The following is a 13609-nucleotide window of genomic DNA, read 5'->3' as shown; positions in this document are numbered from 1 at the left end:
AAAGATGAGCCCCGCCTTGTAGCGGAATTTTGTCGGCATGGAAGGGGGGAGCCGGAAAATCGGCGTTCTCGCCCGCCTCCTCCTCATTTGAAAAAACGCACCGGCGCCACATTTCAAGATTAGGCGATCGAGGTGCCACCATTGCCCGGGCAGCGCCAATCGCTTATCCATCTGGACGAATTGTAGTTTTTGTACCGACGATGCCCAGTCCATTCCGCGTTCTTGCGTATTCCAGTCTGATCACCGCCACAGCGACGGCGGCGCTTGCCGATCCCCCACGATCGCGAGCCCCGGCCGCGCCAAAGCAAGTCGTCATCATCTCCTTCGACAATGCGCGTGACATTGCGCAATGGAAACGCAGTCGCGCGCTGGCGCAGCGCACCGGCGCGCATTTCAGCTATTTCCTGTCCTGTGTGTTCCTTCTCTCGAAGGAGACCCGCAAGGACTATGTGGCGCCTCCCAAGGGAACCGGAAAATCGAACATCGGCTTTGCCGCCTCCAAGGAAGAAGTGGCGGAGCGACTGGAGCAGATCAATCTTGCGGTCGCAGAAGGGCATGATCTCGGCAGCCATGCCTGCGGCCATTTCGACGGCAAGGACTGGAGCAAGAGCGACTGGCTGGCCGAGCTTGCGGCCGCGCGGCGCATCCTGGAGAATGCCTACACAATCAACGGCATCGACGCCGAGCCTGCCGGCTGGCGCGATCTTGCCAAAGCGGTGAGCGGCTTCCGTGCCCCTTATCTGTCGACGGGCAAAGGCCTCTATCTGGCGTTGCCGCAAGCGGGCTTCACCTATGATGCCAGCGGTGTCTCGCAAGGCCCCGCTTTGCCGACGACGTCAGGTGGCGTGACCCGTTTTTCGCTGCCGCTGATCCCGGAGGGGCCAAAGCGGCGCCCTGTCATTGCCATGGACTACAATCTGTTCGTTCGCCATTCCGGCGGCTTCGAACGGCCAAGCCAGGCCAAGGAATTCGAAGATCGGACCTACGAAGCGTTCCGCGCTGCCTTCGACAAGCAATATAAGGGTAAGCGCATTCCGCTCGAGCTCGGCTTCCACTTCACGCTGATGAACGACGGCACCTACTGGAACGCCCTGGAGCGTTTCGCCGGTGAGGTCTGCGTAAAAGCCGATGTCGAATGCATCAGCTATCGCGACTATCTGGCTCGTGGCAAACCGACAAAGCCGGCAACAGTGGGCGGCTGAGCCGCCCACATCGTTTCTCGCTTCCGATCAGGAGGCCGGCTGGTCTTCGGGCCGCATGCCATCGCCCTGACGGTCCAGATAGTGCTGATCGATATCCGGCAGAGGCTCGCCCGCCAGCGTCGCTTCGAAGGCGCGCAGGCGCTTGTGGATCGACTGAAGCTCGACGATGGTCGACCAGGAATTGAGCAGGAACTGCAGCGAGTTGGTAACCCGTCCGAAGGCATTGGAGATCTGGCTGAACACGCCGAACGTTATCTTATGCGCGACCAGCGACGGGCCCAGGATCAGACCGGAATAGATATTGTCCGCCTGGAGATACGTGTAGCGGACGATGTTGAAATAGACATAGTGCCCATAGAGCCGGAAATAGTTGCGGCGAACGTTGGCGAACAATTCCCTGGTCGTGACAGGCTGCGCCCTGTCGGCATGATCCTCGCCATAGACGAGTTCCTTGCGATAGGCGGCTTCGACGCGCTGGTTGCGGAATTGCAGGCCTGGCAGTTTGATGCCCGCCACCATGACGGCAATGGTACCAAAAAAACACCAGGCCAAGGCCGCAAAGACAAGTGGTTGGGGAATGGCGCCGACAAGCGGCAATTCCGTGATGTGCTGCTGTAGCTGGATCAGGACAGGCAAGAATGCGATCAGTGTCATGATCGACTGCACGAATGAAGAACCCAGGTCTTCCATGATCTGGGAAAAGCGCATGGTGTCTTCCTGAACGCGCTGCGCAGCACCCTCGATGTGACGCAGCTTGTCCCAGTTCGTCATGAAATAATCATTCATGGCGGTGCGCCAGCGGAAGATCCAGTGCTGGACGATGAAGATATTGATGACCTGCACATTCATGCCGACCAGCGCCAACCAGGCGAAACTGGCCATCCCCCAATAGTACTCCGCATTGGTTGACTGCCTCGTCCCCGACATCAGGCCTTGGACGTAGTCGTAAAACGGTCCGTACCAGTTGTTTACGGCCACGCTCACCTGGACGGTGAAATAGATCAGGAACAGGATCAGCGACGTGACGAGGATTGACCAGTTCTGCCACGGGTGAGGCGCAAACCAGGCCCAGAATGCATAGAACACAAGGACACTCAGGGCATAGTAGATGTAGAACCACAGGAACGGCTTCGACCAAAACACGCTGATGCCGATGATCGGCGGCGTGGCAGGATCAGCAGGTCCAAGCCCAAGCATCGAGCCAAATTGCTGTCCGCCGAAAAACCACAACAAGATCAGGAAAAGCGACCACGCCGCAGCCGAGATAAAAAACAGCTTCGGCCTCGGGAAGAAAGATACGAACACGGTTTGCCTACCCCCAGATGATGCGCGGTTGCGATTCGCAAGCATCAAGTCACAGTTTTTGCGGCAAAGAAATGGTGCGGCGGCTCGCCGGCGAATTACATTTTCGTCACGTTGGCGAGCGCGCTTCTTCTTGCGCTTGCTGTTTGACGTCTCGGCCAGCTGACCAGACAATCGCCGCTGAGATGACCAGAACGACGGCTGCGGCGATCGAAGGCACAAAGAAACTGCCGCCCGAACGTTCGGCCAGCACGCCCGCAACCAGCGGGCCGATCAACTGACCGATGCCGAAACTGGCAGTCATCAGCGCGAAGGCGCGGCGCGGCGACTGTGGTGACAGCACCCTGCCCGCCTGGAGGCCTAGCGCGGTGATGGCGATGAAGGTGCAACCGAGGAAGAACCCGCCAAGCAAGGGTCCGATGGGCAAGCTCATCGCCACGCTGGCGGTCACGCCCACTGCCTCGACCAGGGACGCCAAGGCATAGGCGATATACAGCCCGGTCCTGCCGGCGATCTTCTGCCACAGCCAGATCGAAGGCATGCCGGCAAGTCCAGTCACCATCCAGACCATCGCCTCAAAGGTGCGGCTGCCACCGCCCTGACGCACGATGGCGACTAGGAAGGTGGCGGTGATGATGTAACCGAAGCCGAACAGGCCGTAGGCGATGGTGACCTTCACCAGCGGCGCACTCCACTTCAAAGCTGGCTCCCGTCCCGAACCGCCGGCCAGCGCCGGGCCACGATCGATCATCAAAACCGTCGCGACGAAACCCACGAGGGAAAGCGACGCAGCCATCATCCAACCGGCTACCCAGGTGGCGTGGCTACTCACCAGCAGGGCCATCATCAGGGAAGAGACGGCAATGCCAAGGCCGACGCCGCTGAAATGCAGTGCCTGCAGCCCGTTGCGCCCGGCCACGGCAAGATGGCTGAAGACGATCGCCGCCAGGAATACGATGACGAAAGCGCTGGCGACACCGGCAAGGAAGCGGATCACGAGGAAGGCCAGCGTCGAATCCGTGAAACCCATCAGGCCAGCCAGGATGCCGCTCGCAGCCAGCGAAGCCAGCATGATCGGGCGCTCGCGGCCATGCGCCCAGCCGCCGGCGGCGGCGAACGCACCGAGCAGATAGCCGAGATAGTTGAGTGAGGCGATCAGGCCGGCATCGCCTGCGGACAGATGGAGTTCCTCCATCATGCCAGGCAGGATCGGCGTATAGACGAAACGACCGATACCCATGGCGACCGCCATTGCGATCATGCCGGCAAAGGCAAAGCGTAGCGGTGAGGCCGAGGTCGCGTTCATTGCAGTGCACAATAAAAGCGTGCGCCTGCGAGGCAATGCGTTTCGCTTAGGCCAGTCGCGCCGTTTGCGTCATGCGCCGCATCTTGCCGTCTCGAAAGCCGTCCGCCGCGCGGTCAGCCTGAACGGCATGTCGCCCAGTTCACGCTCCGACATGGAATCGAGCACCGGATGCGAAAGCGGGTCGCGCACCCAGCCGGCGATATCCCCTTCGGTTGGACGAGACGGCAAGAATTCCCTGAACGGGTTCAGCAAGGAGAAAAGCGTCATGGCGGCAGCTCCTCTTTCTCAGTCGGGATTCTGCCACCAAACTGCGTGGATTCAATTGAGATTTGCGCGGCGTGGGTTTAGAAAAACTTCATGGCTCCGTTGAACCGAATCCATCTCAATGGCCTGCGTGCCGTAGAGGCCGTCGCACGTCTGGGCTCGCTGTCAGCTGCGGCCGGCGAGCTTGGCGTTTCGCCGAGCGCGGTCAGCCAGCAGATCAACCGTACCGAGAGGCAGCTTGGGCTCGCGCTGTTCGAGCGCACGACGTCCGGCCTTGTGCTGACAGATTTCGGCAGCCAGTTCGCGACCCGCTTGGCCAGGGGTTTTCGCGAACTGACGCAAGCCGTAGCGCTCGCCGACGACGCATCGCGCTGTACGCTGGTGGTATCGGTGGCGCCGGCTTTCGCCTCGAAATGGCTGATGCCGAGGCTTTCGCGGCATTTCACGCGTTACCCCAATGTTCTCCTGCGCATCGACGCTTCTGTCAGGCTGGTCGATCCCGGCAATTCCGAAATCGATATCGGAATCCGGCTCGGCAACGGCAAATGGCCGGGCCTGCATGCGGAACTGCTTCTGGCGCAGGAGATCTTCCCGGTTTGCGCGCCGTCGATCGCAGCAAAACTGAAGACCCCCGCCGATCTGGCCAATGCCTATGCGATCACCGACGAGCGCACGATGATCGCCTGGGAGAACTGGTTCAGGGTCGCCGGCGCCGAGCCCGTGACACTGCTCAAGGGCGCTTCCTTCACTGACCCGATGCTGTGCCTGGAATCGACGATTGCCGGCCATGGCGTCATGCTGGGCTGGCAATTGCTATGCGCCGATGCCCTGGCCGACGGTCGCCTGGTGGCCCCCTTCGGCGTGCGCGCGCCAAGCGGGCTCGGCTATTGGATGGTGACGGACCCGGAAGAACCGGAAAGCCGCAAGGTGCGCGACTTCAAGGCATGGCTGCGCGAGGAGATCGAAGTGACCATGGCAACCTTTGCCACGCCGAGCGAGCCCGCAGCCGCCTGACCCCGAGGACCAATCGTCTCTTTGCTGCGCATCGTGCTTTCCGAAGATCGATGGCCGATTTTCGGGTCGATGCGATGTGGAAAGCGACGCCCCGGCGGTCTATGTAGAATGACATCACCAACAGCCGAGGCCAGACCATGACATCCCACGCCCGCGATTTTTCCGCTGCCATCGATCCGGTGAAGCTCGAACGCCTGGCCGAAGTGGTGGTCAAGGTTGGTTTGCAGCTGCAGCCTGGCCAGGATCTGGTGCTGACCTCCTCGATCGCCGCGCTGCCACTGACTCGCAAGATCGTCGAGCATGCCTACAAGGCAGGCGCCGGGTTGGTGACGCCGATCTTCAACGACGACGAGATCACGCTGGCCCGCTTCCGCTATGGCGCCGACGCCGGCTTCGACCGCGCCGCCGGCTGGCTCTACGAAGGCATGGCCAAGGCCTTCTCCAACAACGCCGCGCGGCTAGCCGTGCGTGGCGACGACCCCTCGCTGTTGTCCGCCCAGGATCCAGCCAAGGTCTCGCGTGCCAACAAGGCGAACTCGATTGCTTACCAGCCGGCGCTGGAAAAGATCACCGGCTTCGACATCAACTGGAACATCGTCGCCTATCCGGAACTCGCCTGGGCGAAGCAGGTGTTCCCCGGTGAAACCGATGACGTGGCGGTCGCCAAGCTGGCGGACGCGATATTCGCGGCCAGCCGCGTGGACAATGACGATCCGATCGGAGCCTGGAAGGCGCACAACGCCGCGCTGGCCGAACGCACGAAATGGCTGAATGGGCACAACTTCCACGCCCTGCATTTCAAGGGTCCTGGCACCGACCTGACTGTTGGCCTTGCCGACGGGCACGAGTGGATGGGTGGCGCTTCCACCGCCAAGAACGGTATCACCTGCAATCCCAACATCCCTACCGAGGAAGTCTTCACCACGCCGCATGCGCGGCGCGTGACCGGCCATGTTTCCTCGACCAAGCCGCTGTCCTACCAGGGCACGCTGATCGACGAGATCTCGGTGCGTTTCGAGGAAGGCCGCATCGTGGAGGCGAAGGCCGCCAAGGGCGAGGACGTGCTGCAGAAGGTGCTGGACACTGATGAGGGCGCGCGCAGGCTTGGCGAAGTGGCGCTGGTGCCGCACTCCTCGCCGATCTCGGCGAGCGGCATCCTGTTCTACAACACGCTGTTCGATGAAAACGCCTCGTGCCACATCGCGCTCGGCCAGTGCTATTCGAAATGTTTCGTCGGTGGCGACAAGCTTTCGCAGGACGAGATCGCGGCGCGGGGCGGCAATAAGAGCTTCATCCACATCGACTGGATGATCGGCTCGAACAAGGTCGACATCGACGGCGTCAACAAGGACGGCAGCACCGTTCCGGTGATGCGCCAGGGCGAGTGGGCCTGACCTCGCTCTAACACGGTCGGGCGGGCTGTCCCGCCCGACATCATGGAGTCGCCCATGGCTTTCGACATCGTGGTCAAACGCGTCTACGAGACGGCCGCGGCTTCAGACGGCCAGCGCGTGCTGGTCGACCGGGTCTGGCCGCGCGGCCTGACCAAAGAAAAGGCGGCACTGACACTGTGGCTGAAGGACATCGCGCCGAGCGATGCCTTGCGCAAATGGTTCGATCACAAGCCCGAACGCTGGGAGGAATTCCAGAAACGATATCAGGGAGAACTGACCGACAAGCAGGAGCCGCTGCGCGAACTGGCCAGCCTGCTGGAGCACGGCCGTATCACCTTGCTCTACGGCGCGCATGAAGAACGCTACAACAATGCGGTGGCGCTGGCGGGCTATCTTCGCGAACAGGCTTAGCGCATCGGCCCGAAAATCGGATCCGATTTTCGGAAAGCACGATGCGCCGCTTCAAAAATGTTAGAGCGTCCTCTGCGCGTCCGAATGGACGCGCAGCGCTCTAACCGAGTTCGCGTTCGTAGATATCCGGCTTGAAGCCGACCAGCAGCCGGTCGCCTGCTTCGAGTACGGGACGCTTGATCATGGTCGGGCTGGCCAGCATCAGCGCCTTGGCTTTCTTGGCGTCGATGCCTTGTTTCTTGTCATCCGGCAACTCTCTGAACGTAGTGCTCGCCTTGTTGAGCAGCACTTCCCAGCCAAGCTTTTCGATCCAACCCTGCAGGCGATCAGGCTCGATGCCCGAGGCGCGATAGTCATGGAAAGCGTAGCCGACCTTGTGGCCGTCCAGCCAGACGCGCGCCTTCTTGATCGTGTCGCAGTTCGGGATGCCGTACATGGTGATGGTCAAGGCTGGGTTCCTCGGTTCGTCGGATACCGGTTAGCCGATTCGCAGCGGCTGCGCCGCATCGAAGCTGCTTCTCTCGCCTCGCTTACGGGCCGGCAGGACAGAGAGGGACAGAGCCGACCTCTGCCTGCTTAGTGCCGCCCCTCACCCTCTCCGGCCACCTTTATCGGGGTGAGCCACGCGTCTCGCCCGTCCTTCGGACCCCCGTGAACGGGGGGAAGGAATGGGCGCTACTCGCCGTATGGCACCCAGATGTTTTTCACCTGAACGGCGCGGGAAAGCAGTTCCCTGCCCTCGCCCTGGCGTCCGTCATACCAGTCACGCTGAACCGTCTCGGTCCAGACGTGCTTGAGGTTGCCAGTCGAGGCCTTTTCGATCTCGGCCGCCGCATCGCGGCCACCGAAATACCAGATGCCGTCGACTTCCTCGTGCTTGGCCAATTCGAGCGCCAGCGCGTCACGATCGCCGGTGACGATGTTGACGACGCCGTCCGGTACATCGGACGTCTCCAGCACCTGGTAGAAATCGGTGGCGGCAAGCGCCTGGCGCGATGATGGCAGAACGACAACCCGGTTGCCCATGGCGATCGCCGGCGCAAAGGTCGAGACGAAACCGAGCAGGCCATGGTCTTCCGGGCAGGCGATGCCCAGGACACCGACCGGCTCGTTCATGGCGAGCGCCACGCCGCGCAGCGGCGGCTTGTGTACCGCGCCTTCGAACTTGTCGGCCCAGGCGCCGTAGGAGAACAGCCGCGACACGGAGGCGGCAACCTCTTTTGCCGCATCCTGCTTGCGCTTGCCGGTCATCGCCGCGAGCCGGTCGGCGAACTCGCCCGAGCGCGCGTCGAGATTTTCGGCGATGTAATAGAGGATCTGCGCGCGGTTGTGCTCGGCGGTCGTCGCCCAGCCTGTCGCCTTGCGCGCGGCCTCCACGGCGTTGCGGATATCCTTGCGGTTGCCATCGCCGACCTCGCCGACAAGCGCGCCGGAAGGCGAGACGATCGGGCGCGAATAACCACCGTCCGGCCTGGCCTGCTTGCCGCCGACATAGAGTTTGGCAGTGCGGTCGATGAAGCCAGTGGAGACAACATCGCCATTGGGCTCGACGGCCGGCGTAGCGGCAATCGGCTTGGCCTTGGCCAGCCATTTCGGCTTGCAATAGGCGGCAAGGCCCTCGCGGCCGCCCTCGCGGCCATAGCCGGATTCCTTGTAACCGCCGAAGCCGACGCCGGCGTCGAACATATTGGTGCCATTGACCCAGACGACACCGCATTTCAGCTTGGGCGCAATGTCCAGCGCCAGCGACAGCGTCTCCGACCAGATCGAGGCGGAGAGGCCGTATTCGGTGTTGTTGGCGAGTTCGACCGCCTCAGTCGGGGTGCGGAAGGTGGTGGCGACAAGCACCGGTCCGAAGATCTCGACGCGCGAAACGGTGGCAGCCGGATGCACGCCGGTGAGCAGCGTCGGTGGGTAGAAACACCCCTTTGCCGGCACGCCGGATTTGGGTTGATGCAGAACGGCACCTTCCTTGACGCCGACATCGACCAGTTCGCGGATGCGCGCCAACTGCACCGGGTGCACGATGGCACCGATGTCGATCGCCTTGTCGAGCGGGTCGCCAACACGCAGCGTCTCCATGCGCGCAACCAGCTTCGCGATGAAACGCTCCTGCACGCTCTCCTGCACCAGGAGGCGCGAACCGGCGCAGCAGACCTGGCCCTGGTTGAACCAGATGGCGTCGACAACGCCTTCAACCGCGGCATCGAGGTCAGCATCGTCGAAGACGATAAACGGCGACTTGCCGCCGAGCTCCAGGGTCAGGCTCTTGCCCGAACCGGCAGTCGCCTCGCGGATGCGGCGCCCGACCTCGGTCGAACCGGTGAAGGCAATCTTGGCGACCCCCGGGTGATTGACGATGGCCTCGCCGGTAGCACCGTCGCCGGTGATGACGTTGACCACGCCTTCCGGCAGGCCGGCCTTCTGGCAGATCTCGGCGAACAGCAGCGCTGTAAGTGACGTGTATTCGGCCGGCTTCAGCACCACCGTGTTGCCGAGCGCGATCGCCGGCGCGATCTTCCAGGCCAGCATCAGAAGCGGGAAATTCCAGGGAATGATCTGGCCGCAGACGCCGAGCGGCTCCTTGTCGGCCAGTTCGCCATCCATCAGCTGCGCCCAGCCGGCATGATGATAAAAATGGCGGGCGACCAGCGGGATGTCGATGTCGCGGGTTTCGCGGATCGGCTTGCCGTTGTCGAGCGTCTCCACCACCGCAAACAGGCGGCTGTGGCGCTGGATGAGACGGGCGATCGCATAGAGGTAACGGGCCCGGACATGGCCTGGAAGTGCAGCCCAGCCGGGCTGCGCCTTGGCAGCGGCCTTGACCGCGGCATCGACGTCCGCGGCATTCGCCTGCGCCAGCCTGGTCAGGACCTCGCCATTCGACGGCGACGTGGTTTCGAAGCTTTCGCCCGACTTGGCCTTTTTCCAGGCGCCACCGATGAACAGCCTGGTTTCGCCGCCAAGCCCCTTGATCCAGGCGCGGGCTTCCTTGTCGCTCTCGGGCGCCGGGCCGTATTCCATCGTGTCCAGGATTTCTGCGATCGACATGGAGACCCCCGTTACGCCATCGCGTGGTGGCTGAAGGCCGCGTAACGACCGGTGACATAATGTTCGAGCTGGCGCTCGATGTCGGCGAGCAAGGACGACGCGCCGAAACGGAACAAATTGGGCTGCAGCCAGTCGTTGCCGAGCTCTTCCTTCATCAGCGCCAGATAGGCCATCGCGTCCTTGGCGGTGGAGATGCCGCCGGCCGGCTTGTAGCCGACAACGTGGCCGGTCATCTCGCGATAGTCGCGGATGGCGCGGATCATCACCAGCGTGACCGGCAGCGTGGCGTTGATCGCCTCCTTCCCGGTAGACGTTTTGATGAAGTCAGACCCGGCCATCATCGAAACCCAGGAGGCACGGGCCACATTGCGCAAGGTCTGCAGATCGCCGGTGGCCAGGATGGTCTTCATATGCGCCGGCCCACAAGCTTCCTTGCAGGCCTTCACCTCGTCATAGAGGGCCTGCCAGTTGCCGGTCAGCACATGTTCGCGAGTGATGACGATGTCTATCTCCTCCGCGCCGTCGGCGACGGAAGCCTCGATTTCCTTCAAGCGCGTGTCGAGCGGCGAAAGACCGGCCGGGAAGCCGGTGGAGACGGCGGCGACGGGAATTCCCGAGCCCTGAAGCGCATCGACGGCAGTGGCGACGAAACGATGATAGACACAGACAGCGCCGGTGGTGATGGTGCGGTCACCGAGGCCGAGCGCTTCCTGCAGGTCGGCGCGCAGTGGCTGGCGCGCCTTGGCGCAGAGCCGGCGCACGCGGCCGGCGGTGTCGTCACCGTTCAGCGTGGTGAGGTCGATGCATTGCAGCGCGCGCACCAGCCAGGCGGCCTGCCATTCCTTCTTCACCGTGCGGCGGCCGCCGAGTGACGACGTGCGCCGTTCGGCTGCGCTCAGATTGACGCGGACAGCCTCGATCGGGTCCAGTGAAAACGGGATCGGCGGGTTGTATGGGTGCGGCTGGTTGGCGAAGGCGGCAGCGCCGGTCGCTTGGCCACCCCTGTGTTTGTCGACGACATTCATCTCACACCTCCCATACGCCCGGACGGTGACAGCAAAAGGACGACCGCGCCGAAACGTCCATATTGCGCGAATCGTGAGGCCCGCCAAGGCTCAATCAGCCAAGGCGCGCTCACGACAGGTCAGAGTTGAATGGAAGCGGGAGACAGCCGAGGTACGGCGTTAGCCTTGCTTGCGCTCCGGAAACAAGGCAGCCAGTCCATCGCGAGAAGCGTTGGCGACACCACGTTCCGTAATCAGGCCGGTGACGAGACGCGCCGGCGTCACATCGAAGGCCGGATTGCCGGCTGGCGACGCCTCAGGCGATACCCGCACGCGGGCGATCTCGCCGGTTTCGGTCTTACCCTGGACATAGGAGACCTCTTCGCCGGAGCGCTCTTCGATCGGGATTTCGGCCAGCCCATCGGAAACGGTCCAGTCGATGGTCGGCGACGGCAAGGCGACATAGAAGGGAATGTCGTTGTCCTTCGCGGCGAGCGCCTTCAGGTAGGTGCCGATCTTGTTGCAGACATCCCCATTGGCGGTGGTGCGGTCGGTGCCGACGATGACCATGTCGACGTCGCCATGCTGCATGAGATGACCGCCGGCATTGTCGACGATCAAGGTATGGGGCACGCCATGCCCGGCCATTTCCCAGGCGGTGAGCTGGGCACCCTGGTTGCGTGGGCGCGTCTCGTCGACATAGACGTGGACCGGGATGCCGGCCTCGACCGCCAGATAGATCGGGGCGGTGGCGGTGCCGTAGTCGACCGTCGCCAGCCAGCCAGCGTTGCAATGGGTGAGGATGTTGACGCGCTCGCCCGGCTTTTTCCTGGCGGCGATCTCCTTGATGATGGCGAGGCCGTTGCCGCCGATCGAGCGGTTAAGCTCGACATCCTCGTCTGCGATCTCGGCGGCGCGCTTGTAGGCGGCGGCGACACGATCGGAAACCGGCAACGGTTTCAGGAGCTTGCGCATCTCGTCGAGCGCCCAGCGCAGATTGATCGCCGTTGGGCGGGTCTCGTGGAGCTTTTCCCAGGCGGCATCGAGGGAAGCGTCCGATGCATCGGCCAACATCTGGATCGCCATGCCATAGGCTGCGGTAACGCCGATCAGAGGAGCGCCACGCACCCACATGTCACGGATGGCAACGGCGACATCCTCCACCGTCGACAAGGTGACGACGCGGAATTCGTGCGGCAGCCAGCGTTGATCGATGATGTCGACGGAGCGGCCGTCCTCGTTCAGCCAGATGGTGCGAAAATGCTTGCCGCCGACGTTCACGCGTATGCTCCTTTTTCGATCAGCGCGGCGAACGCGTTGACCTCTTCAATGCTGTGGATGGCGCGGCGGTTGACCGCGATATGGCGGCCGAAACGCAGCGCCTTGGCCTCGCAGACGGCGCGACTGGCTTCGTCCTCGATGGTCTCGAAATCGGCATTGTGAGCGAGACCGAGGATGCGGCGGTGGCATTCGACGCCAGCGAACCCCAAGAGATCCTGCCAGATGTCGTTCAGAATGCGGTCAAGCGCCTGCTCGGCGCCGAGCGGATCGCCGCGGTCCTCGAACAGGCTGCGGGCATAGAGCATGCCAGTGCGCTCGCTGCGCCAAAGGCGCGAGAACTCGGTGCGGAAGACAGCCCAGATCGAAGTGACCGTCTCGAGCAGATAGGCGCGCATGCTTTCGCGCGAGCCGTTCTGCTCGTGTCCGCTTTGCGAGAAGTAAGACATCCAGAAATTGGCCAGCAGCATGCCGACGTCGAACGCCATCGGCCCGTAGAAAGCGAATTCGGGATCGATGACTCTTGTGTCCGTCTCCGTCACCATGACGGAGCCGGTGTGGAGATCGCCATGCAGCAGCGTTTCGGCGTTTGCCGCGAACAGATGCTTCAGGCGCTGCGCTTCCACCTTGAGGTCGCGGTCGGCACGCAGTTCGGCAACAAGCGGGTCGAGCGCCGGCGTGTAGTGGTTCAGCTTCGCTTCGAAATAAGGATCGGTGAAAACCAGGTTCTCGGTGATGTCGCACAGTTCGACATTGTCGGCGAAGAGGGCGAGGTCAGCCTTGCGATCGCGCGCCGCCATATGCAGGTCCGAACCGCGGAACAGCGTGCGCGCCACGAACAGGCCAAGGTCCACGCCGATGCGCGGCAGTTCACGGCCCGCGATCAGTTCCTTGCGAAGGATGATATGCGGCGTCAGATATTCCATGACGATCAGCGCCTGCGCTTCGTCGAAATACAGCACTGCCGGCACCGTGCCCTCGCCTGCGCGGGCTTCCTGCCTGATCAGCGCATGATATTCGAAGAAAGAGCGCTTCAGTGGCAGCGGCCAGCTTTCGCCCACCAACCGGACATAGGGCAACGCCTGCTTGACGACAACCGAGCCAGCCGGCCCCTCGACGATGAAGACGAGGTTCAAATTACCGTCGCCGACCTCGCGTACACGCCAGGCTGCAACATCGTCGCCGAGGTGATCGGTCAATGCCGACAGAGCGCCAAGCCGCGCGGGCAAAGTTTGAACCGTCAGCGCCTCGAACGAAGCATTTTTTGCCATGTCGGCCTCCCGATCCGCGTCCCCGTTTCTGTTAGCGAACGGTCATGACAGGTAAAAGGCTAGGAACCATTCTGTCATTTGTCAATCGTGTTGACAAATGACGAGATTGTTC

Annotated in this window: 12 protein-coding genes; 4 read left to right on the top strand and 8 right to left on the bottom strand. The window is 62.5% G+C overall.

From position 1 onward, the window contains the following. Positions 1 to 200 precede the first annotated feature (200 nt). Complete coding sequence (locus tag ACFWXH_RS00540; protein WP_379116578.1) at positions 201 to 1202, top strand: polysaccharide deacetylase; 1002 nt, start codon at positions 201 to 203, stop codon at positions 1200 to 1202. A gap of 27 nt (positions 1203 to 1229) precedes the next feature. Here the strand turns inward: ACFWXH_RS00540 and sbmA are convergent, their stop codons facing one another. The 3 genes from sbmA to ACFWXH_RS00525 all read right to left on the bottom strand — a co-directional run bounded on the left by sbmA (position 1230) and on the right by ACFWXH_RS00525 (position 4077). After that, on the bottom strand, positions 1230 to 2507 hold the full coding sequence (sbmA, locus tag ACFWXH_RS00535; RefSeq protein ID WP_379116575.1) for a peptide antibiotic transporter SbmA: 1278 nt from the start codon (positions 2505 to 2507) through the stop codon (positions 1230 to 1232). Positions 2508 to 2613: 106 nt separating this feature from the next. Continuing rightward, a complete protein-coding gene (locus tag ACFWXH_RS00530; protein ID WP_379116573.1) occupies positions 2614 to 3810 on the bottom strand; it encodes a YbfB/YjiJ family MFS transporter in 1197 nt (398 codons plus the stop codon). A 69-nt stretch (positions 3811 to 3879) separates the two neighbouring features. Further along, on the bottom strand, positions 3880 to 4077 hold the full coding sequence (locus ACFWXH_RS00525; RefSeq protein ID WP_152979739.1) for a hypothetical protein: 198 nt from the start codon (positions 4075 to 4077) through the stop codon (positions 3880 to 3882). 90 nt (positions 4078 to 4167) lie between these two features. Here ACFWXH_RS00525 and ACFWXH_RS00520 point away from each other — a divergent pair, with 90 nt between their 5' ends. From ACFWXH_RS00520 to ACFWXH_RS00510, 3 genes are all read left to right on the top strand, one after another. Continuing rightward, positions 4168 to 5088, top strand: coding sequence for a LysR substrate-binding domain-containing protein (locus ACFWXH_RS00520; protein ID WP_379116571.1), 921 nt, complete (start codon positions 4168 to 4170; stop codon positions 5086 to 5088). Between the two features lie 137 nt (positions 5089 to 5225). After that, positions 5226 to 6482, top strand: a complete 1257-nt coding sequence (locus ACFWXH_RS00515) for an aminopeptidase (RefSeq protein ID WP_379116569.1) — start codon at positions 5226 to 5228, stop codon at positions 6480 to 6482. A gap of 54 nt (positions 6483 to 6536) precedes the next feature. Further along, on the top strand, positions 6537 to 6893 hold the full coding sequence (locus tag ACFWXH_RS00510; RefSeq protein ID WP_379116567.1) for a DUF488 domain-containing protein: 357 nt from the start codon (positions 6537 to 6539) through the stop codon (positions 6891 to 6893). Between the two features lie 100 nt (positions 6894 to 6993). On the opposite strand, the gene ACFWXH_RS00505 is transcribed toward ACFWXH_RS00510, so the two are convergent. The 5 genes from ACFWXH_RS00505 to mtnK form a co-directional block, all read right to left on the bottom strand. Then, complete coding sequence (locus ACFWXH_RS00505) at positions 6994 to 7341, bottom strand: ArsC family reductase (RefSeq protein WP_054309342.1); 348 nt, start codon at positions 7339 to 7341, stop codon at positions 6994 to 6996. 227 nt (positions 7342 to 7568) lie between these two features. Then, positions 7569 to 9944: an aldehyde dehydrogenase family protein gene (locus tag ACFWXH_RS00500; RefSeq protein ID WP_379116565.1), complete on the bottom strand. Its 2376-nt coding sequence runs from the start codon at positions 9942 to 9944 to the stop codon at positions 7569 to 7571. Between the two features lie 11 nt (positions 9945 to 9955). After that, on the bottom strand, positions 9956 to 10969 hold the full coding sequence (gene deoC / locus ACFWXH_RS00495; RefSeq protein ID WP_379116563.1) for a deoxyribose-phosphate aldolase: 1014 nt from the start codon (positions 10967 to 10969) through the stop codon (positions 9956 to 9958). A gap of 159 nt (positions 10970 to 11128) precedes the next feature. Beyond that, positions 11129 to 12229, bottom strand: coding sequence for an S-methyl-5-thioribose-1-phosphate isomerase (gene mtnA, locus ACFWXH_RS00490; protein WP_379116561.1), 1101 nt, complete (start codon positions 12227 to 12229; stop codon positions 11129 to 11131). Beyond that, positions 12226 to 13497 (bottom strand): S-methyl-5-thioribose kinase, encoded by a 1272-nt coding sequence (mtnK, locus tag ACFWXH_RS00485; protein ID WP_379116559.1) that lies wholly within the window; start codon positions 13495 to 13497, stop codon positions 12226 to 12228. Before mtnK ends, mtnA begins: the two co-directional genes overlap by 4 nt. Between the last annotated feature and the right edge of the window lie 112 nt (positions 13498 to 13609).

The sequence above is a fragment of the Mesorhizobium sp. NPDC059054 genome, from assembly GCF_042739215.1.
Taxonomy (GTDB): domain Bacteria; phylum Pseudomonadota; class Alphaproteobacteria; order Rhizobiales; family Rhizobiaceae; genus Mesorhizobium.
The sequence above is the reverse complement of the archived record's forward strand: the minus strand, read 5'-3'. Positions and strand labels throughout refer to the sequence as shown.

Bases quoted from the DNA above. Each gene is read 5' to 3' on its own strand.
- ACFWXH_RS00540 (WP_379116578.1), top strand. From the start codon at position 201: ATGCCCAGTCCATTCCGCGTTCTTGCGTATTCCAGTCTGATCACCGCC.
- ACFWXH_RS00530 (WP_379116573.1), bottom strand. From the start codon at position 3,810: ATGAACGCGACCTCGGCCTCACCGCTACGCTTTGCCTTTGCCGGCATG.
- ACFWXH_RS00525 (WP_152979739.1), bottom strand. From the start codon at position 4,077: ATGACGCTTTTCTCCTTGCTGAACCCGTTCAGGGAATTCTTGCCGTCT.
- ACFWXH_RS00520 (WP_379116571.1), top strand. From the start codon at position 4,168: ATGGCTCCGTTGAACCGAATCCATCTCAATGGCCTGCGTGCCGTAGAG.
- ACFWXH_RS00515 (WP_379116569.1), top strand. From the start codon at position 5,226: ATGACATCCCACGCCCGCGATTTTTCCGCTGCCATCGATCCGGTGAAG.
- ACFWXH_RS00510 (WP_379116567.1), top strand. From the start codon at position 6,537: ATGGCTTTCGACATCGTGGTCAAACGCGTCTACGAGACGGCCGCGGCT.
- ACFWXH_RS00500 (WP_379116565.1), bottom strand. From the start codon at position 9,944: ATGTCGATCGCAGAAATCCTGGACACGATGGAATACGGCCCGGCGCCC.
- deoC (WP_379116563.1), bottom strand. From the start codon at position 10,969: ATGAATGTCGTCGACAAACACAGGGGTGGCCAAGCGACCGGCGCTGCC.
- mtnK (WP_379116559.1), bottom strand. From the start codon at position 13,497: ATGGCAAAAAATGCTTCGTTCGAGGCGCTGACGGTTCAAACTTTGCCC.